Here is a 20820-nt window from a genome sequence, read left to right on the forward strand (position 1 = left end):
CGCGCTCCTTCTCGAATTCTCGGGCTTCGCGTTCTGGGCTTCGCGTTCCGGGTCTCCCGGGCGGCCCGGCCTCGCGGGACTTCCCGGGCCACCCGGCCTCGCGGGACTTCGCGGTTCTCGGTCCGGTCGGCGCCCCGGCACGGGCCGGGAGCACCCGCGCCCCATCCTCTCGCATCCGCCCCACCCACGCCCCCACCGCCCACCCGTTGGGCAACCACGGCGGCCCCGCCCCCGTCCCACACCATGCGGACGCACGGTGGGCACGGCGGGCACCACAGGCACCACGAACGCGCCAGACCCGCCAGACCCGCCAACGGGCACACACGCCGCACCCCGCGAAATCCGGCGACGCCCGCACCGAAGCGGGGCAGACTGGCCGCCCGGGCACGGCGCGGGCGACACGCGGAACACGGCACGCGAACGAAGGGGTTGCGCATGGACGATCAGCACAGCGGCGACGATCAGCAGAACGGCGAGGACCGCCACGTCAGCGAGGCCGGGCCCCCGAAGCCCCCCGCCGTCCCCGCCCACCCGTCGGTCCTGGACTCCGTCGTGGTCTACGCCGAGGGCGCGGTGTGCCGCCGCCGGGCCAGCGTCCCGCTCCCGGCCGACGGCCGGCTGCGGCTGACCGGCCTGCCCTCCTCCCTGGACGGCCGCTCGCTGCGCGCCCGGGTGCTCGACGGCCCGAGCGGGACGGCGGTCACCGAGGCCCGGCTGGAGCTGCTCGCCGAGTTCCACGAGCCGACCGAACTCCCCAGGCTCCGCCGCGAGTTGGACGAGGCCATGGAGCGCCAGGGCGCACTCAACGAGCGCCGCCGACTGGTCCTGACCGCGATCGCCGAGACCTCCGCCCTGCGCGCCGTACCGCCACAGCGGCGGCGCGAGGAGCCGCTGCGGCGAACGCCCGCCGACGCCTGGCTGGAGCTGGCCGACTTCGTCGACAAGCGCCTGACCCGGCTCCAGCAGCGCGCCGAGGAGCTCACCCGGGAAGTCGAACTCGCTGACCACGAACGCGAGTTGGCCGCCGACCGACTGGACCGCGCGTCCACCGCCGGCCCCGCCCACCCGGTCGGGACCGCCGCCACCGTCCTGCTCACCCTCACCACCGCACCGGCCTCGGCACTCACCGCACAGCCCGCCCCGGAACCCGCCCGGGAGCCCGTCGCCCCAGCCCCAGCCCCAGCCCCCGCCCCCGCCCCAGCCCCCGAGGAGCCCCCCGCCCGGCTCGACATCGAGCTGGAGTACGGCGTCCCCGCCGCCCGCTGGGTGCCCGCCTACCGCCTCTCCTACCGCCACGGCGCCGACACCGGCCGGCTCGTCCTGCGCGCCTCCGTCGCCCAGCAGACCGGCGAGGACTGGACCGGCGTCCGGCTCGCCCTCTCCACCGCCGACCTCGACCGCCGCACCGACCTGCCCCGGCTCCGCTCGCTGCGGATCGGCCGCAGCCAGCCCGCCCCGCCGCCGTCCGGCTGGCGCGAGCCCCCGGCCGGCCTGGCCGACCTCTTCACCGGCTACGACGACGCCGGCGCCGGAGCCCGCTCGGCCCCGCGCCGCAAGGCCCCGCTCGCCGCCTCGGCGCCCGGCCCGTACGGATCCGCCGCCCGGCTCAACCGCCTCGGCGGCGCCCGGCCCGCCGGTCCCCGGCCTGCCGACGCCGGCCTCGTGGCCGACGCCGCCCGGCTGGCCGCCCCCGCCGGGCGCGGCGGCACCCTGGACATCGACGAACCCGTCCCGGCGCCCCCGCCCGCCCCGGGCGGCTTCGCCGGATACGGCGGTGCGCCCGCCGCCGCCCCGATGCCCCAAGCCCCCCTGCCGCAAGCCTCGATGTACCAAGCCTCGATGCCCCAGGCCTCCGCGCCGCCGCCCGCCCCCGTGGCGCCGGGCGGCGCGCCCCCGCCGGACCTGCACCCGCTCGCCCGCCGCTCCCGCCGAAGCGGCGGCGGCACCGAGGCCCCCGGCGCCGGCTTCGCCCCGGACGCCTCCCTGCTCGACTACCCCGGCCTCGTCCTGGCCGGCCCCGACGCACCCGCCACCCACCGCGGCACCCTGCACCCCCAGGCCGAGCAAGCCGAGCAGGCCGACCACTACGGGCCGGCGGCGATGGTCCCGGGCGGCACCGGCGGCGAGCGGGTACGCCACCTGGCGCTCCCCCGGCACGCCGTCCCGCCCCGCGAGTCGGCGGGCTCCTTCGACCACCGCTTCGACTCCGCCGCCCCCGCCGACATCCCGTCCGACGGCACCTGGCACACCGTCACGATCGACGAGATCCCGGTGTCCGTCCGCCCGGAGTACGTCACCGTCCCCGCCGTCGAGGAGAAGGTGTACGCCACCCTGGTGCTCGCCAACCGGACCGACCGCGCCGTGCTGGCCGGCCCGGTCGAGGTCACCGTCGACGACGAGTTCCTGCTCACCGCCGCCCTGCCCACCCTCGCCCCGGGCGGGCTGCGGAGCCTGGGCATCGGGGTCACCGAGAGCATCGAGGTGGCGCGCCGCACCGAGCTGCACGAGTCCACCGCGGGCATGCTGAGCAGCAGCACCGTGCTCGACCACCGGGTGCACGTCCAGCTGGCGAACCGGCTCGGCCGCACCGTCACCGTGGAGGTCCGCGAGCGCGTGCCGGTCACCTCCGACGCCGAGATCCGGATCGAGGAGCGGGCCGACTGGCAGGCCCCGGCGGTCTCCACGCCGGACTGCCCGCCCAGCACCCGGCTCTGGCGGGTCGAGCTGCCGCCCGGCGGCCGCACCGACCTGGACGGCGGCTACCAGATCAAGATCCCGGCCGGAAAGGCCATCGTCGGTGGAAACCGGAGGAACTGAACGATGACCGGAACGACCATCCCCCTCCCCGTCACCGCCGCCACCTGCCTGGAGGACCGCAGCCAGGTCGAACGCACCGCCACCGTCGACCTCGCCGCGGGCGTCCAGCGGCTGCGCCTGGGCCCGCTCACCGCGCTCGCCGTCGACCGCACCCTGCGCGTCGAGACCACCGCCCCCGGCACCCGCGTGCTGGACGCCCGGATCGTCCGCGACTGGATCCCCCGCGCCCCGCTGCCGCCCGGCCCGGAGGACTCCCGGCTGCGCCACCGGCTGCACGAGCTGGAGACCGCGAGCCGCCTCGCCGACCAGACCCGCGCCCGCCTGGAGGCCCGGCTGGCGCTGCTCGCCCAGCTCTCCGCCGACCTGCTGCGCGAGATCGGCGAGGGCGCCGGGATCGGCGAGCTCGAACGCACCCGCTGGGCCCGCGAACTGGACCGGGTGGACGCCGAACGCGAGCGCCACGGCGAGGAGCTGCGGACTACCCACTCCCGGCTGCGCCGCCTGGACCAGGAGCGCTCGCAGGCCCTGATCGCCCTCGACCAGGCCGAGGAGGAACCGGCCGAACTGGTCGCCCACCTGGAGCTCACCGTCGAGGCGGCGCAGCCCGGCCCGAGCGGGCTGGCCGTCACCCACCTGGTGCCGTGCGCCCTCTGGCGCCCCTCGTACCGGGCCACCCTGGACGGCGGGAGCCTGCGGCTGGAGTCGGAGGCGGTGGTCTGGCAGCGCACCGGCGAGGACTGGACCGGCGTCCGGCTCACCTTCTCCACCGCCCGCTCGGCCCTCGCCACCGACCCGCCCGCCGTCGCCGAGGACGTCCTGATGCTGCGCGAGCGCACCGCGGAGGAGCGCCGCACGGTCGAGGTGGAGCTGCGCGAGGAGGCGATCAGCGCGCTCGGCCCGACCACCGGGGTGCCGGGGGTGGACGACGGCGGGGAGGTCCGGGTGCTGCCCGCGCCCGCCCCGGCCACCGTGCCCTCCGACGGCCGGGCGCACCGGGTGCCGCTCGGCGCCTTCACCGGGCAGGCGAGCAGCGAGTACGCGTGCGCGCCGGAGCTGTCCCCGCTGGTGACCCAGGTGGTCCGGTTCCGCAACGCGGCCGGGCACCCGCTGCTGGCGGGTCCGGTCGAACTGGTCCGCGGCAGCGGCTTCACCGGTCGGGGCGAGCTGGGCTTCACCGCCGCCGGGGCCGACGCCGAGCTGGCGTTCGGCAGCTCGGACGGCTACCGGGTGGTCCGCGAGGCCGAGGAGCGCCAGGCCACCGCCGGGCTCACCGGCCGCCAGACGACCACCCGGACGGTGCGGCTGCACCTCTCCCGCTTCTCCGGCCCGGAGGAGCGGGACGAGCAGGTCGTCGCGGTCCGCGAGCGGGTGCCGGTCTCCGAGGTGTCGGCGGTGGAGGTGCGGCTGCGCAAGGAGGAGTGCTCCCCGTCGCCGGACGCCTTCGACGCCGAGGGCATCCTCCGCTGGGACGTCCCGCTCGGGCCCGGCGCCCGTCGGACGGTCACGCTCGTCTACGAGGTCTCCGCCACCGCCAAGGTCGCCGGGCTCTGAGGAGCCCGGCCTCCGCCGCCGTCCGAACACCGGTCCGCTCGTGACGACCGCTCAGGACCAAACCGGGTAGAACAGGAACATGATCCTCCACCTCGCACCCCTGGACGACTGGCTGTCCGACCCCGGTCGGCCGTACACCACCGCGTCGCTGCTCACCGACGGGTTCATCCACTGCTCGGCGGACGAACAGACGGCGCTCGCGGTGGCCAACGCCTTCTTCGCCGACACTCCCGACCCACTGATGGCGCTGCTGATCGAGGAGTCACAGGTGGAACCGATGGTCAAGTGGGAGGCCCCGCACGGCGCACCGCCGCCCGGGGCCACCCCCGGCCTGCTGTTCCCGCACGTCTACGGACGGCTCAACCGCTCCGCCGTCAAGGGCCTGCTGAAGGTCGAACGCGGCCCGGACGGCCGCTGGGCCGCCCTCACCCCCTGGAGCTGACGCCCAACCCCCGACGGCCCACCCCCGACGGCCGACCCCGACGGCCCACCCGGCCCGGTGCACAACCAGCCCCGGTCACAACCAGCCGGTCGGCCAGCTCACAACCAGCCCCGCTCCCGGGCCGCCATACCGGCCTGGAAGCGGGTGGTGGCGCCCAGCGAGCGCATCAGGCTCTGCAACCGGCGCTGCGTGGTGCGGGCGCTCCAGCCCAGCGACCGGGCGATCGACTCGTCGGTGAGGCCGGCCGCCAGCAGGCCCAGCAGCTTGCGGTGGTCGGCCTCCGGCTCCAGCGTCGCGTCCCCGGTGCCGATCGCGGCCTGCAACTGGACGGCGCGCTCCCACTCCGCCTCGAACAGCGTGTCCAGCGCCTGGAGCAGCGCGGAGGGGTGGATGACGTACGCGGCGTCGAGGACGCTGTCGCCCACGCTGATCGGGATGATCGCCATCCGGTCGTCCGAAATGATCATCTTCATCGGCAGCGACGGCCGGACCCGGGCCTCCTCGCCGTCCGCGACCCCGGCCAGGATGTTCCGCTCCAGCCGGCCCGGCCAGGCCACCGCGTCCCGGTCGTAGACGGTCCGCAGCCGCAGACCCTCCCGCAACCGCCGCCGCTGCAACGGGATCGGGGTCACCGGATCCTGGATGTACGGCGGGCGGTCGAAGCCGCGGACCTGGTACTGGCTGGTCTCGGTGATGTGCTCCAGCCGCTGCGCGATCGCCTCGCCACCGGTCAGCACCTCCACCGAGTGCGCCGGATCGGTGTACCGCGAAGCCTCCCGGAAGGCGTCCATCAGGCGGTGCATCTCGGCCCGGGCGTGCCGCAGTTCGGACTCTCGGTGGCCGATCAGGGTGCCGATCGCGACATCGGGGGCGACCGGCAGGTAGCGCTGCCGGTCCACCGGCGCCCGGGTCGCCATGCCCTGCTGCGCCAGGCGGTCCAGGGCGCGCACGCTCTGCTGGAGCGTCAGGCCGCAGCCCTCGGCCAGTTCCTCCGCGGTGGACTGCGGATTGGCCACCAGCGCCGCGTAGACCTGTCCGTCCGGCTCGGCCAGTCCCAGTGCGCTGAGTGGTGCATCCGACACGACGCCGTCTCCCCCGTTCGCCCCCCCACCGGCGCCGGCCTTGGCGCAGTCCCGCCACTGGGCGGGTGGTGGTCCGGTGGCAATCCTCTGCCACAGATCATGGCACTGACAAGGCCGTGACCAGGGGTTGCGGCCCGCCTCGCACCCCGCCCACCCCCGCCGGACGACCGAGGGCCTCCCCGCCTTTCGACGGGGAGGCCCTCTACAGAAGCCCGAATATACCGACCGGTCTACAGACTCCGGCGGGAATATACCGACCGGTCTATATAGCCCGACCGGAATATACCGACCGGTCTACAGACCGACCTCGCGCATCAGCTGACCGACCTCGGGGTTGGTCAGACGGCGCAGCCAGCCCGACTTCTGGTCGCCCAGCGCGATCGGGCCGAAGTGCGTGCGCACCAGCTTCTCGACCGGGAAGCCGGCCTCGGACAGCATCCGGCGGACGATGTGCTTGCGACCCTCGTGCAGGGTCACCTCGACCAGGTAGTTCTTGCCGACGTTGGAGATCACCTTGAAGCTGTCGGCGCGCGCGAAGCCGTCCTCCAGCTCGATGCCCTGCGCCAGCTGCTTGCCCAGGTCGCGCGGGATCGGGCCCTGGATGGCGGCCAGGTAGGTCTTGGTCACGCCGTACCGGGGGTGGGTGAGACGGTGGGCCAGCTCGCCGTGGTTGGTGAGCAGGATGATGCCCTCGGTCTCGGTGTCCAGACGGCCGACGTGGAACAGCCGGGTCTCCCGGTTGGTCACGTAGTCGCCGAGGCACTGGCGCCCGTCCGGGTCCTCCATGGTGGAGACCACGCCGGCCGGCTTGTTGAGCGCGAAGAACAGGTACGACTGGGTGGCGACGGTCAGGCCGTCCACCTTGATCTCGTCGTTCTGCGGGTCGACCCGCTTGCCCTGCTCGGTGACGAGCTTGCCGTTGACCTGGACCCGGCCCTGCTCGATCAGCTCCTCGCAGGCGCGGCGGCTGCCGATGCCCGCCCGGGCCAGCACCTTCTGCAGGCGCTCGCCCTCGGGCTCGCCGAAGGTCTTGGGCAGCTTGACGGCCGGCTTGTCGTGCCGGGCGAGGACGGCGTCCTCGATCTTGGCCTGCAGCTCGCGCGAGCGCTGCGGCTGGCGGCGCGGGTCGCCCGGGGCGCCCTGGCCCTCACGGCGCGGGCGCGGGGCCGGGCTGGGGCGACGCCCGGAGAAGCCGCCGCGGGCGGGGGTGGCGTTGGGGCCGCCGCCGTACTCGGGGCGGTCGTAGCGCCGCTCCTCGGGCCGCAGCGGGCGGTCCGGGTACCGGTTGTCGTCACGCCGGTCGTCCCGGCGGCTGTCACGCCCGTACGAGCCGGAGCCCGAGCCGGAGCCGCCGCGCGAGCCGGAGCCCGAGCCGGACCCGCCGCCGTACGAGCCGCCGCGCGAGCCCGAACCGGACCCGCCGCCGTACGAACCCCCGCGCGAGCCGGAGCCCGAGCCGGACCCGCCGCCGTACGAGCCGCTCCGCGAACCCGAGCCGGACCCGCCGCCGTACGAACCCCCACGCGAGCCGGAGCCCGAGCCGGAGCCGCTGCGACCGCTGCCGCTGCCGCTGCCGCCGTAGGAGCCGCCGCCCCGGCCCCCGCCCTGTCCGCTGCGACCGCTGCCGCCGCCGCTGCCGTTCCTGCCGTTGCCACTGCTACGCATCAAAGTGTCCGTACGTCGTTACCGTCTGGGATGTGCGGTCGTTTCGGCCGACCTCACCGCCCCCTACCGATCAGGCGCAGCCCGACCGGCCTCGCCACTGCCGTCCACGGCCTTCACGGCAGCGGCGGCGACCGCCTCCGCGATCATCGTGCCCTCCAGGGACTCCGCTTCCACGTCGTCGACCTCGGGCAGGAAGGGAGCAAGCTCCGGCAGCTCGTCCAGGCCGCGGAGCCCCATCCGTTCCAGGAAGTAGTTCGTCGTCCGATACAGGATCGCACCTGTTTCGGGCTCGGATCCGGCCTCTTCCACCAGTCCTCGCTGTACCAGGGTACGCATCACGCCGTCACAGTTCACACCGCGGACGGCGGAAACCCTCGATCTGGACACCGGCTGCCGGTAGGAGACGACCGCCAGGGTCTCCAGTGCGGCCTGCGTGAGCCGGGTCTGCTGGCCGTCCAGCAGGAAGCGGTCGACGGCCGGAGCGCAGGTGTCCCGGCTGTAGAACCGCCACCCGCCGGCGATCAGCCGCAGGTCGAATCCGCGGCCCTGGGCGGTGTATTCGGCGGCCAGTTCGCGCAGCGCCGCGGCCACCTGCGCCCGGGGCCGCTCCAGCACGCCGGCCAGCCGCTCCTCCCCGGCAGGCTCGTCGACGACCATCAGGATCGCCTCCAGCTCGGCCTTCAGTCCGGCCCCGGCCACCTCCTCGCCCTCGGCCGAATCAGCACCCTCGGCCCGGTCAGCACCCTCGGCCGGATCGGCGACGCCGACCAGATCAGCGACGCCGGAAGTCGACGGGGCCGACTTCTGGTGGACGACCCGGGCCTCGCCCTCCGACGAGACACCCACGGACGCCGCCACCGGCTTCACCGGCCCCGCCGCCGGCCCCGCCGCCGGCCCCGCCGCCGGCCCCGCCGCCGGCTCCGACAGCAGCTCCGGCTCCGGCAGCAGCTCGAAGGCCGGCTCCAGCCACTCCCCGTCCCGCGGCCGCCCCGGCAGCCCGAGCGGGCGCCGCACCGGCCGCCCGCCGCCCCCGCCGCTCCCACTCAGGCTCCCGCTCCCACTCGGGCTCCCGCTCCCACCACTCATCGGCTCTCCTCCCGCTCCCGCTCGCCCACCGGCCGGTCGAACTCGTCCGTCACCTCGACCGCGCCCCGGTCCGCCTCCGCCACCCAGCGCACCAGCAGTTCACCCAGCGCCTCCGGCTGCTCGAAGGCCAGCACCCGCTCCCGGTACAGCTCCAGCAGCGCCAGGAAACGGGCGACGACCACCAGCTCGTCCGGCGCGTCCGCGACCAGCCGCTGGAACGACGCCTCGCCGAGCTCGGTGAGCAGCCCGACCACCAGCCCGGCCTGCTCGCGCACGCTGACCGGCGGGCTGTGGATGTGGTCGACGTACACGACGGGCTTCGGCTTGGGTTCCATGGCCCTGGCCGCCAGCTCCGCGAGCCGCTCCGGGCCGATGGTGATGACCACCTCGGGCAGCAGCCCGGCATGCCGGGGCTCCAGCCCGACGGTGCGCGGGCGTCGGGCCAGCTCGGCGGCCCAGCGCTCGCCGAAGAGAGCCGCCGCCCGCTTGTACGCCCGGTACTGCAGCAACCGGGCGAACAGCAGGTCGCGGGCCTCCAGCAGCGCCAGGTCCTCCTCGTCCTCGACCTCGGCGGCGGGCAGCAGCCGGGCGGCCTTGAGGTCGAGCAGGGTCGCGGCGACGACCAGGAACTCGGTCGCCGCGTCCAGGTCCCAGTCCGGGCCCATCGCCCGGATGTGTGCCATGAACTCGTCGGTGACGGTGGCCAGCGCCACTTCGGTGACGTCGAGCTTGTGCTTCGCGATCAGGCTGAGCAGCAGGTCGAAGGGGCCTTCGAAGTTGTCCAGCCGCACCCGGAAACCGCCCCGCGGCTGTTCCTCGGTCGCGTTCACGGCGGTGGTGGGTGGTTCGGCGGTGCTCGGCATGACGATCCATCTTCACCCGGCCCGGCCGCCCGCCCCGCCCCCGGGGCCGTCGACACGCCGTCGACACCGCAGGACGCCGACACGCCACACCAGGGATGCCGCGCCGGGGATGCCACACCGGGACCGCCGCACCGGAGGCACCGCACCGGCAGCACCAGAGGCACTGCCGACGCCCGGGAAGGGGCCTAGCGGCCGCGCAACCGCCGGACCAGGATGGAGGCCTCACCGCGCTGCTCCAGGTCCGCCAGGACGACCGCGATGGCCTCCCGGACGATCCGCCCGCGGTCCACGGCCAGGCCGTGCTCACCGCGCAGCACCAGCCGGGCGTGCTCCAGGTCCATGAGCTCCTCGGCGGACACGTACACGGTGATCTTCTCGTCGTGCCGCTCGCGCCCGCTGGGGCGGCGCGGCGCGCGGCCGCGCGGCCGGGCGCGCCCGGTGCCGCCGGCCTGCTCCTCGGCGGCGCCGGGGTGCTGGCGGCCGGCCGGCACGGCGCCCTGGGGCCCGGCTGACGAGGCGGAGCGCTGGGCGGGCGGCTGGGCGCCCGCCGGTGCGCCGGCGGCCGACTGCTGGTCCTGGGACGGCTGCCGCCCGGCCTCGCCGGTGCGCTGGGCGTCCTCGGCGCCTTCGGCGCCGTCCGTGCCGTGGACGGTCCGCGCGGTCTCCGCTCTGGCTGCCTCGGCGGCCGGACGCGGCGCGAGGGAGGGCGACAGCGCCATCCCGCCGGTGGTCCGGAACAGCTCGTCGGCCCCCGGGAGACTCACTCGGCGGGGCGGCACCGGTCGAGCACCTCCCTGGCGAGCTGGCGGTAGGCGGCGGCACCGACCGAGTTGGTCGCGTACGTGGTGATGGGCTCGCCGGCGACGGTGGTCTCCGGGAAGCGCACGGTCCGCCCGATGACGGTGTGGAAGACGTGCTCGCCGAACGCCTCGACGACGCGCGCCAGCACCTCGCGGCTGTGCACGGTGCGCGAGTCGTACATGGTCGCGAGGATGCCGTCCAGGCGCAGCTCGGGGTTGAGCCGCTCGCACACCTTCTCGATGGTCTCGGTCAGCAGTGCGACGCCGCGCAGCGCGAAGAACTCGCACTCCAGCGGGACGATGACGCTGTGAGCGGCGGTCAGCGCATTGACCGTCAGCAGGCCCAGCGAGGGCTGGCAGTCGATGATGACGAAGTCGTAGTCGGGCAGCAGCGGCTTCAGCGCGCGGGCCAGCGCGGACTCCCGGGCCACCTCGCTGACCAGCTGCACCTCGGCGGCGGAGAGGTCGATGTTGGACGGCAGCAGGTCCATGCCCGGCACGGCCGTCTTGAGCAGCACTTCATCGGCCGTCAGGCCCCGCTCCATGAGCAGGTTGTAGACGGTGACGTCGAGCTCCATCGGGTTGACGCCGAGGCCGACCGAGAGCGCGCCCTGCGGGTCGAAGTCGACGAGCAGCACCCGGCGGCCGTACTCGGCCAGCGCGGCGCCCAGGTTGATGGTCGACGTGGTCTTGCCGACGCCGCCCTTCTGGTTGCACATGGCGATGATCTGCGCGGGGCCGTGCTCGGCGACCGGGGCGGGGATCGGGAAGTACGGCAGCGGGCGGCCGGTCGGGCCGACCCGCTCGCGGCGCTGGCGCGCGGCGTCGGGGGCCAGCGTGGCGGCGTACTCCGGGTCCGGCTCGTACTCGGCGTCCGGGTCGTCGTAGGCACCGTAGGCGAACTCGCCGTAGGCCAGGCCGTAGGCCGCCAAGTCGGCGTCGTGATCGGTCACCGTGGTCACCTGCGCTGTGTTCTGGCGTGCTTCGAAGGTACGGAGTGCGACCGAGCCGACCTCGGCCGAGCCCACGGAGGGCTGCCGGGCCCCGGGCTCCTCACTCGGCTGGCCGGCGGTGCGCTCCGCCAGTCCTGGCTGACCACCCCCGGGAGCAAATGTCGACTCATTCACAAGTCGTCTTACCTCCTTGGGCATCCAGGACTCTATGTCGATTCGTCAGCGTGGCAGCATGCCGACGGTTTGCGACTCTAGGCCGTTCAAGGCGTTCGCAGCAACACAATCCACGGTAGTGGGCCGGATGTGTCGACTATCGGGCGGGCCGATGTCAAGGGATGAGTAGGCCGTTGACCCTAACGTTTCTGCGGTGGGGTGACACGACCGACAGAAATTGACGACAGAGCGACCCGCCCGCTCAACCACCCGTTCACGGGCACGGCGAAGCCCCCGGCCCGAGGGGATCGGGTCGGGGGCGAACGACCGCCGGGCGGCCTACCGGATCACTGGATCGCCAGATCAGCGGATCGCCGGATCAGCAGATCACTGGATCACCGGATCAGGCGAGCACGCTCTCCAGCGAGACCGACTCCAGGCCGAAGGCCTCGGCCACGGCCGGGAAGGTGATCTGGCCCTCGTGCACGTTCAGGCCCTTGGCGAGCGCCGGGTCACGGCGCAGCGCCTCCTTCCAACCGCGGTTGGCCAGCTCGACGACGTACGGCATCGTCGCGTTGGTCAGCGCGTAGGTGGAGGTGTTCGGGACGGCGCCCGGCATGTTGGCCACACAGTAGAAGACCGAGTTGTGGACCTGGAAGGTCGGCTCGGCGTGCGTGGTGGCGTGCGAGTCCTCGAAGCAGCCGCCCTGGTCGATGGCGATGTCGACGAGCACGGAGCCCGGCTTCATGCGGGAGACCAGCTCGTTGGTGACGAGCTTCGGGGCCTTGGCGCCCGGGATCAGCACCGCGCCGATGACCAGGTCGGCCTCGATGACGGCCTTCTCCAGCTCGAAGGTGTTGGAGACGATGGCCTTGATCTTCGTGCCGAAGATGCGGTCGGCCTCGCGCAGCTTGTTGATGTCGCGGTCGAGCAGGGTCACGTCGTAGCCCATGCCGATGGCGATGGTGGCCGCGTGCCAGCCGGAGACGCCACCGCCGATGACGACGGCCTTGGCCGGGTGGGTGCCGGGCACGCCGCCGGGCAGCACGCCGCGGCCGCCGGCCGGGCGCATCAGGTGGTACGAGCCGACCTGCGGGGCGAGACGGCCCGCGACCTCGGACATCGGGGCGAGCAGCGGCAGCGCGCCGTTGCCGAGCTGCACGGTCTCGTACGCGATGGCGGTGGTGCCCGAGGCGATCAGCGCGTCGGTGCCGGCGCGGTCGGCCGCCAGGTGCAGGTACGTGAAGAGGGTCTGGCCCTTGCGCAGCCGGTGGTACTCGGAGGCGATGGGCTCCTTGACCTTCAGCAGCAGGTCGGCCGTGGCCCACACCTCGTCGGCGGTGGGGAGGATGGTGGCGCCGGCGGCCACGTACTCCTCGTTGGGGATCGAGGAGCCGACACCGGCGTTGTCCTCGATGTAGACCGAGTGTCCGTTGCGGACCAGCTCATGCACGCCGGCGGGCGTGATGGCCACGCGGTACTCGTGGTTCTTGACCTCGCGGGGGATGCCGACCTTCACGGCTAAACACGTCCTCTTGCCATGGGGGTCCCTACCGGAGAAGACCGGCGGGCGACGCGCACGTGGGGAAGCCTCCGGGGCGGGGATCGCTGCGCGACTGAGTTCGAGTGTAATGAAGCCCAGTCGGCGTGTCAGCCTTCCAAAGTGAATAAATCTGCCGAACACATTGGCAGGTTCGTAGGCTTCCCTTGCGATCTTCCCACCAAAGGTGTGTTAACCGGGCATCTTCGACAATACCTCCGAAATACCCCTCACCACCCGGCGTCGACGCGTTCCCGCAGGTCCGCGAGGGCGGCCCCGACGGCCTCCCGGCCGCGCTCGTCGCCGAGCCTGCGCAGCACCGCCAGCGCGGCCCGGTACTCGCGGTCCGCCTCGTCGAAACGGCGCTGCGCGGTGTGCGCCTCGGCCACCCGGGCGAGCAGCCGGGCCTCGGCGGCGGGCTCCCCCATCGACTGCCGCAGGCCGAGCGCCCGCCCGTACCAGTCGGCGGCGCGCACCGCGTCGCCGAGCGCGCGGTGGCAGCCGGCGGCGCCCTCCAGGGCCCGGGCGCAGAGCGGTTCGTCCCCGGCCGTGCGGGCGTGCTCCAGGGCGGCCCGGTAGTGCGCGACGGCCTGCTCCCAGCGGCCCGCGGCGGCCTGCAGGTCGCCCAGGTTGAGCAGCGCGGCCGAGGCCCGGCGGGGTCGGCCGTGCCGCTCGGCGACGGTCAGCACCAGTTCGTGCAGCCGGTAGAGGTCGGCGGGGGCGGCGCCGGTGAGCGGCAGGGTCCGCAGCAGCGCGGTGACCAGCCGGCCCGCCGAACCGTCCAGGTCGCCCTGGCCGATCGCGTCGGCCACCGCCCCGAGCAGCAGGTCCCGCTCGCCGAGCAGCCACTCCCGGGCGTGCGCCGCCGAGCCCAGCCGCAGGGCGGCGGGCAGCGGGTCCGGCCCGGGGCCGCCCGACGGGTCCAGCAGGGCGCGGGCCGACTCGGTGAGCCGGACCAGCCGCTCCAGCAGCCGGGCCCGGGCGAGCTCGGTCTCGGCGGGCCGGTCCTCCTGCTCGCGCAGCCGGACCAGCCTCGGGTAGAGACGGCCGGGCACCCGGTAGCGCGGGCTGCCGTCGGCGGCCGGCGCCTCCTGGCCGAGCAGCTCCCGTTCGGCCAGTGCGGCGAGCGTCACAGCCGCCTCCGGTGCCGGGCAGCCGACCAGGGCGGAGGCGGTGCGCGGGTCGGCGGTCTGCGCCGGGGCCAGGGTGAGGGTGCGCAGCATCCGCGCCTGGGCGGCCGGGAGGGTGCCGTACAGCAGGGTGAACGCGCCGATCAGCGGGTCGCTGTCGGGGACGGGCACCGGCTCGGCCGGCTCCGGGCCGGGCTTCACCCAGGCCGCTTGCTCCCCGGCCGTCTCGGCGGCGGCGGGCTCCGGCGCCGGGCCCTCGGCCGGCTTCTCCCCCGACGGCGAGGTCGTCGCGGCCTTCCCGGCCTTCCCGGGCGTGGACGCCTGGGCAGCCTTCAGCCCCTGAACGGGCTTCGCGGCCTTCCCCGAGGCCGTGCCCTGTACGGGCTTCGCGGCCTTCCCCGACGCCGCCCCCGGTACCGGCTTCGCCGCCTTCCCGGGCGTCGGCGCCTGGGCGGTCTTCGGCCCCTGGACGGGCTTCTCCGCCTTCTCCCCCTCCCCCTTCGGCGCCGCCGACCGCGCCGACTCCTCGCCCACCACCCGGGTGAGCTCGCGCGCCGCCTCGGTGACGGCCGCCTTCGGGTCGCCGCGCAGCCACCCGGCCATCAGCCGAAGCGCGGCCGGCCGGGCCGCGCAGGCCTCGGCCAGGTCGGCGCCGCCGACCGGGTCGCAGGAGATCCGGGTGCCGCCGACCAGGTCGGCGAGCAGTTCGCCGGAGGCCTGCCGGTCGAGCCCGCCGAGGATCACCGGGTCGATGTCCTCGATGCCGGTGAGCGGCCCGGCGGTGGTGGCGAGCACCAGGCAGCCGGGTTCGTCGGCGAGCAGCGGCCACAGCTGCCCGGCGTCCCGGACGTCGTCCAGCACCAGCAGCACCCGGCGGCCCACGAGCGCCTCGCGCAGCGCGACGCAGGCGGGCTCGTCCCGCCCGTCCCCGGTGGCGCCGGGCAGCGGCACTGGGGCCTCGGGGTCGAGTTGCTCCAGCAGCAGCCGGGCGGCCCGGGCGGGCGTCACCCGGCCGCCGTCGGGGGCGGACAGGCGCGCGAAGAGCACGCCGTCGGGGTGGTCCGCAGCGGCGGTGCGGGCGAAGCGGACCGCCAGCGTGGTGCGGCCGGAGCCGGGGCGGCCGGCCAGCACCAGCACCGGGCTGCGGCCGGTGGCCGGGCGCGCGGCGGCCGCCCGCAGCGCGGCCAGCTCGGTGCGCCGCCCGACGAACAGTGCGGGCCCGGCCGGCAGCCGGTCGAGGCCCGGAACGGCCCCGACGGGCGCGTCGGGGCCGGGGTCCATCGTCGCCGTCTTCCTCGCCACCCGTGCCACTCCCGACGTCATCCGGCCTCAGCGGAGGCGGCCCGGGACGGGCGCCCTGTCTGCGAAGCGTAGTTCGACCGTCCGGCTCAGCCGAGGTGACATCCGGTCGTACGAACCGGTAAATCACCCTCGCGGATCAACAGCAGGGTGCTCAGGAGGCGTACGGGCCGTTCGCTCACCCCTCGAAGGGCCGGGCCGGCCAGGGCGAGTCCGCCGGGCGCAGCCCGTCCAGCCCGTCCGGTCCGGTGAGCGCGGCGTGCACGGCGAGCGTGCCGGTGATCAGGGTCGGGTTGTGCAGCCGCCCGGCGTGGATCAGCCGGATCAGGTCGGACACCGGCACCCAGGCGACCTCGATCTCCTGCTCCTCGCCCTGCGCCGCGTAGCGCTCGCCCTCGGCCTCCGCGAGGTCGGTGGCGAGGAACATCCGCAGCGCCTCGTCGGTGCCGCCGGGGGAGGTGTAGTAGTCGGCGAGGATGCGCCAGGTGTCGGCCTTGCAGTGCGCCTCCTCGTACAGCTCGCGCTGCGCGGCGTGCCACGGGTTCTCGCCGGGCACGTCGAGCAGGCCGGCGGGCAGCTCCCACAGGCGCTGGCGGACGGGGTGGCGGTACTGCCGCAGGACCAGCACCCGCTGCTTGTCGTCCAGGGCGAGCACGGAGACCGAGCCGGGGTGGGTCTGGTAGTCGCGGCGGGCCCAGCTGCCGTCGGGCATCCGGACCTCTTCGCTGCGCACGCCGGTGACCTTGCCCTGGAACGGCGTCCGGCTCTCCCGGACCTCCCACTCCTCGGCCACGTCGGCGATCCCCTGGTCGCGCTGCTCGTCCATCGCTCTCCCCTTTTCGTCAGTGCGACACAATCTAACGCCGAACGGCGGCCCCGCGGGAATCGCGGGGCCGCCGTCCGGTGAACGACCGACGACTTACTCGGCCGCGGTGGTCTTGATCTCGATGGCGGCCTTGACCAGGCCCGCGAACAGCGGGTGCGGGCGGGTCGGGCGGGACTTCAGCTCCGGGTGGGCCTGGGTGGCCACCAGGTACGGGTGCACCTCGCGCGGGTACTCGACGTACTCGACCAGGTCGCCCTTCGGGGAGAGGCCGGAGAACTGCAGGCCGGTCTTCTCCAGGTCCGCGCGGTAGGCGTTGTTGACCTCGTAGCGGTGGCGGTGGCGCTCCTCGACGTACTGCTCGCCGCCGTAGACCTCACGGACGATCGAGCCCTCGGCGAGCTTGGCCGGGTACAGGCCCAGGCGCATGGTGCCGCCCAGGTCGCCCTTGCCGTCGACGATGGCCAGCTGCTCGGCCATCGTGGAGACGACCGGGTGCTTGGCGGCGGCGTCGAACTCGGTGGAGTTGGCCTCGGGCAGGCCGGCCAGGTTGCGGGCCGCCTCGATGACCACGCACTGCAGACCCAGGCACAGGCCGAGCAGCGGGACGCGGTTCTCGCGGGCGAAGGTGATGGCGCCGACCTTGCCGTTGACGCCGCGGTCGCCGAAGCCGCCGGGGATGCAGATCGCGTCCACGTCGCCGAGCTGCGCCCGGGCGCCCTCGGGGGTCTCGCAGTCGTCCGAGGTCACCCACTTGATCTCGACCCGGGCGTTGTTGGCGAAGCCGCCGGCGCGCAGCGCCTCGGTCACCGACAGGTAGGCGTCGGGCAGGTCGATGTACTTGCCGACCAGGGCGACCTTGACGATGTGCTGCGGCTCGTGGACACGGCGCAGCAGGTCGTCCCAGGTGGTCCAGTCCACGTCGCGGAACGGCAGGTCGAGCCGGCGCACCACGTAGGCGTCCAGGCCCTCGCCGTGCAGGACCTTGGGGATGTCGTAGATCGACTTGGCGTCGATCGCCGCCACCACGGCCTCCTCGTCCACGTCGCACATCAGCGAGATCTTTCGCTTGATGGCCTGCGGGACCTCGCGGTCGGCGCGCAGCACGATCGCGTCGGGCTGGATGCCGATGTTGCGCAGCGCGGCGACGGAGTGCTGGGTGGGCTTGGTCTTCAGCTCGCCCGAGGGGCCGATGTACGGCAGCAGGGAGACGTGCACGAAGAACACGTTGTCCCGGCCGACCTCGTGGCGGACCTGGCGGACGGCCTCCAGGAACGGCAGCGACTCGATGTCGCCGACGGTCCCGCCGACCTCGGTGATCACCACGTCGACGTCCTCGGTCGCCATCCGGCGGATCCGGGACTTGATCTCGTTGGTGATGTGGGGGATGACCTGGACGGTGTCGCCCAGGTACTCGCCGCGTCGCTCCTTGGCGATGACGGTGGAGTAGACCTGGCCGGTGGTGACGTTCGCCGAACCGTGCAGGTTGGTGTCCAGGAACCGCTCGTAGTGGCCGATGTCCAGGTCGGTCTCGGCGCCGTCGTCCGTGACGAAGACCTCACCGTGCTGGAACGGGTTCATGGTGCCCGGGTCCACGTTGAGGTACGGGTCGAGCTTCTGCATGGTGACGCGCAGGCCGCGGGCCTTGAGGAGCGCGCCGAGGCTGGAGGCGGTGAGGCCCTTGCCGAGCGAAGAGGCGACACCCCCGGTGACGAAGAGGTGCTTGGTCGTCACGGCGCGGCCGTTCGCTGCCTTGCCGGAATGGGGCTGTGCCAAGAGGGGGCTCCCGTGGGTCGCGTGTCGAAGGTGACGTGGGCGGGATGCTCTCGACTCGCCGAACGACGGGAGGCGGTGCGGTGCACGGCACTCGGGGGGTCGTCGATTCGGCTGGTCCGGGGCGTTTGATCCCACCGGTCCACGGGATACCAGGGTATCAGTGACCCGACCCGGACGCCTTCCGGCCCGCTCGCGGCGCCCCGGGGGCGTGCGCGGGGCGCACCACCGGCGCATCATCCGGCGCAGCCGTCACACCGGTCGCACCACGGCCGGACCGGGCCACTTCGGAGCACTCCGTTCGGGCCATGACAGCCCCTCCACTGGGACCAGGTGGAACTGATCCGTCCGGACCATCCTGCCCGGCGTCCTCGCGATGCACGGCATTTCCGCCGAATTGTGGCGCCACACGAGGCTGCGCCCGCGTGCTTCGCCCCTTTCGTCCGTCGTAAGCTGCACGGACGCATCGCCGACAGCACGAGCACGCGGAGGGCGTGGGAGGTCAGGACACTCCCGGTCCCCGATGCGCGACCGGACCTCCCCGTATTCCAGCTCCTCCCCTCCCACCCCAGGGGCTCGACCGAGCCCCGCGCGGACACTCCAGCAAGGCCCGCCACCACCCTTCGGCGGGCCGGACGTCCCGGGGTGGGCTCCGGCCCCGCAGACCGTTCGCTCCCCCAGATCGCCGATGCGTCGTGACCACATTGCGAACTGGAGATCCACGTGGCCGGCCGTATCGAGGACTACGCACTCATCGGGGACATGCAGACCGCTGCCCTGGTCAGCAGGGACGGGGCGGTGGACTGGCTCTGCCTGCCCCGCTTCGACTCTCCGGCCGTGTTCGCCGGCCTGCTCGGCACTGATGAACACGGCTTCTGGCGGATCGGTCCGGCCGAAGCCGTCGCGACCGAAGTCCCCACCCCCGCGGCACCCCCCACCCCGGCCGCCCCCGCCCTCGGCCTCCCCCGCTTCACCGACACCGCCGATCTGAGGGTCCCGCCGCCCACCGCGGCCGCCCCCGCGGTGCCCGCCGACCGCCGCCGCTACCGGGGCGACTCGCTGGTCCTGGAACAGGAGTGGGACACCCAGGGCGGCACCGTCCGGGTGATCGACTTCATGCCGCCGCGCCCGCTGGCCGGCCGCGACGCCGTCCCCCAGGTGATCCGGATCGTCGAGGGCGTGGCCGGCACCGTCCGGATGCGCTCGGCGGTGCGGATGCGCTTCTCGTACGGGCGCATCGTGCCCTGGGTGCACCGGGTCGAGCAGGCCGGAGGCGGCCACCGCACCGTCGCCGTGGCCGGGCCCGACTCGGTGTGGCTGGACGGCGAGTCCGAGACCTACGGCCGCGACCTGACCACCTACGCCGACTTCACCGTCACCGCCGGCGAGCGGATCGCCTTCGCCCTCACCTGGCAGGCCTCCCACCTGGACGCGCCGAAGGCCCCGGACGCCGAGGAGATGCTCGACGCCACCACCGACTTCTGGCACGAGTGGGCCGCCCAGTGCACCTACCAGGGCCCCTACCGCGAGGCCGTGATCCGCTCCCTGATCACCCTCAAGGGCCTCACCTACGCCCCCACCGGCGGCATCGTCGCCGCCCCCACCACCTCGCTGCCCGAGGACATCGGCGGTGAGCGCAACTGGGACTACCGCTACACCTGGCTGCGCGACGCCGCGATCACCCTCTCCTCGCTGCTGCGCACCGGCTACCGCGACGAGGCCAAGGCCTGGCGCGAGTGGCTGCTGCGCGCCGTCGCCGGCGACCCGGAGAACCTCCAGATCATGTACGGCATCGCCGGCGAGCGCGAGCTCACCGAGTCCTCGCTGGACTGGCTGCCCGGCTACGAGGGCTCGCAGCCCGTCCGGGTCGGCAACGGCGCGGCCGGCCAGCTCCAGCTGGACGTCTACGGCGAGGTCGTCGAGGCCCTGCACCTGGCCCACATGACCGGCCTGGTCCGCAACGACCACGCCCACCACCTCCAGCTGCGCCTGATCGAGTACCTGGAGGACCACTGGCAGGAGCCGGACGAGGGCATCTGGGAGGTCCGCGGCCCACGCCGGCACTTCGTCCACTCCAAGGTGATGGCCTGGGTCGCCGTCGACCGGACGATCAAGCTGCTGGAGCAGACCCCCGAGGACGCCCCCTCCGACGGCCACCTGGAGCGCTGGCGCGAGCTGCGCGAGACCATCCACCGGGACGTCTGCGAGAAGGGCTACGACCCGGAGCGCAACACCTTCACCCAGTACTACGGCGGCAAGGAGCTGGACGCCTCGCTGCTGCTCATCCCCCAGGTCGGCTTCCTGCCGCCGGACGACAAGCGCGTCATCGGCACCATCGAGGCGATCCAGCGCGAGCTGTCCACCGAGGACGGCTTCGTGCTGCGCTACCCGACCCACGACGAGAGCGGCAACAACGTCGACGGCCTCTCCGGCCACGAGGGCGCCTTCCTGGCCTGCTCGTTCTGGCTGGCCGACGACCTCGCCATGATCGGCCGGGTGCAGGAGGCGCGCGAGCTGTTCGACCGGCTGCTCGCGCTGCGCAACGACCTCGGCCTGCTCGCCGAGGAGTGGGACCCGCGGCTCAAGCGCCAGGTCGGCAACTTCCCGCAGGCCTTCAGCCACGTCCCGCTGATCGACACCGCACTGCGGCTGACCGCCTGCGGCGGCGCCTACCTGTCCGCCCAGCCGGACGGCCTGGCGGCCGAGCGGGTCGAACAGGCGACGGTCTAGCGGTCCGGCGGGCCTAGTCCCAATGCCAGTGACTTTAGGTTGTGTCGTGCTGGGTGACGGTGACTGTTGCCGGTTGTGGTGGTGGCCAGTTGTGGTGTTGGGCGCGTTTGAGG

The 20820-nt window shown here is 74.0% G+C and carries 14 protein-coding genes; 4 read left to right on the plus strand and 10 right to left on the minus strand.

Annotated features, from left to right (window positions below):
• Window positions 1–435 precede the first annotated feature (435 nt).
• From ACFWPT_RS12760 to ACFWPT_RS12770, 3 genes are all read left to right on the plus strand, one after another.
• A complete protein-coding gene (locus ACFWPT_RS12760) occupies window positions 436–2817 on the plus strand; it encodes a DUF4139 domain-containing protein (protein ID WP_380481609.1) in 2382 nt (793 codons plus the stop codon).
• Between the two features lie 3 nt (window positions 2818–2820).
• A complete protein-coding gene (locus ACFWPT_RS12765; RefSeq protein WP_380481611.1) occupies window positions 2821–4368 on the plus strand; it encodes a mucoidy inhibitor MuiA family protein in 1548 nt (515 codons plus the stop codon).
• A gap of 79 nt (window positions 4369–4447) precedes the next feature.
• Entirely contained in the window at window positions 4448–4810 is a 363-nt protein-coding gene (locus ACFWPT_RS12770; RefSeq protein WP_350883713.1) for a DUF952 domain-containing protein, read from the plus strand.
• 98 nt (window positions 4811–4908) lie between these two features.
• Here ACFWPT_RS12770 and ACFWPT_RS12775 read toward each other — a convergent pair whose 3' ends face one another.
• From ACFWPT_RS12775 to ACFWPT_RS12820, 10 genes are all read right to left on the minus strand, one after another.
• Window positions 4909–5892: a helix-turn-helix domain-containing protein gene (locus tag ACFWPT_RS12775; protein ID WP_159398525.1), complete on the minus strand. Its 984-nt coding sequence runs from the start codon at window positions 5890–5892 to the stop codon at window positions 4909–4911.
• Window positions 5893–6186: 294 nt separating this feature from the next.
• Entirely contained in the window at window positions 6187–7557 is a 1371-nt protein-coding gene (locus ACFWPT_RS12780; protein ID WP_380481613.1) for a pseudouridine synthase, read from the minus strand.
• A gap of 63 nt (window positions 7558–7620) precedes the next feature.
• Complete coding sequence (gene scpB, locus ACFWPT_RS12785; protein WP_380481624.1) at window positions 7621–8256, minus strand: SMC-Scp complex subunit ScpB; 636 nt, start codon at window positions 8254–8256, stop codon at window positions 7621–7623.
• A 383-nt stretch (window positions 8257–8639) separates the two neighbouring features.
• Window positions 8640–9506: a ScpA family protein gene (locus ACFWPT_RS12790; protein ID WP_079135939.1), complete on the minus strand. Its 867-nt coding sequence runs from the start codon at window positions 9504–9506 to the stop codon at window positions 8640–8642.
• Window positions 9507–9691: 185 nt separating this feature from the next.
• Window positions 9692–10270, minus strand: coding sequence for a hypothetical protein (locus ACFWPT_RS12795; RefSeq protein ID WP_380481615.1), 579 nt, complete (start codon window positions 10268–10270; stop codon window positions 9692–9694).
• Complete coding sequence (locus ACFWPT_RS12800; protein ID WP_208869108.1) at window positions 10267–11334, minus strand: ParA family protein; 1068 nt, start codon at window positions 11332–11334, stop codon at window positions 10267–10269. Before ACFWPT_RS12800 ends, ACFWPT_RS12795 begins: the two co-directional genes overlap by 4 nt.
• Window positions 11335–11815: 481 nt before the next feature.
• Window positions 11816–12931 (minus strand): alanine dehydrogenase, encoded by a 1116-nt coding sequence (gene ald, locus ACFWPT_RS12805; RefSeq protein WP_063349655.1) that lies wholly within the window; start codon window positions 12929–12931, stop codon window positions 11816–11818.
• Between the two features lie 251 nt (window positions 12932–13182).
• Window positions 13183–15384: an AAA family ATPase gene (locus ACFWPT_RS12810; RefSeq protein ID WP_380481617.1), complete on the minus strand. Its 2202-nt coding sequence runs from the start codon at window positions 15382–15384 to the stop codon at window positions 13183–13185.
• Between the two features lie 175 nt (window positions 15385–15559).
• Window positions 15560–16207 carry an NUDIX domain-containing protein gene (locus ACFWPT_RS12815; protein ID WP_380430272.1) on the minus strand — a complete coding sequence of 216 codons (648 nt, stop codon included), beginning with the start codon at window positions 16205–16207 and terminating at the stop codon, window positions 15560–15562.
• 93 nt (window positions 16208–16300) lie between these two features.
• Window positions 16301–17980: a CTP synthase gene (locus tag ACFWPT_RS12820; protein ID WP_079135937.1), complete on the minus strand. Its 1680-nt coding sequence runs from the start codon at window positions 17978–17980 to the stop codon at window positions 16301–16303.
• Window positions 17981–18700: 720 nt separating this feature from the next.
• Here ACFWPT_RS12820 and ACFWPT_RS12825 point away from each other — a divergent pair.
• Complete coding sequence (locus tag ACFWPT_RS12825) at window positions 18701–20707, plus strand: glycoside hydrolase family 15 protein (RefSeq protein ID WP_063349651.1); 2007 nt, start codon at window positions 18701–18703, stop codon at window positions 20705–20707.
• The last annotated feature ends 113 nt before the right edge of the window (window positions 20708–20820 follow it).

This window comes from Kitasatospora sp. NPDC058478 (assembly GCF_042720345.1).
Lineage (GTDB): Bacteria > Actinomycetota > Actinomycetes > Streptomycetales > Streptomycetaceae > Kitasatospora.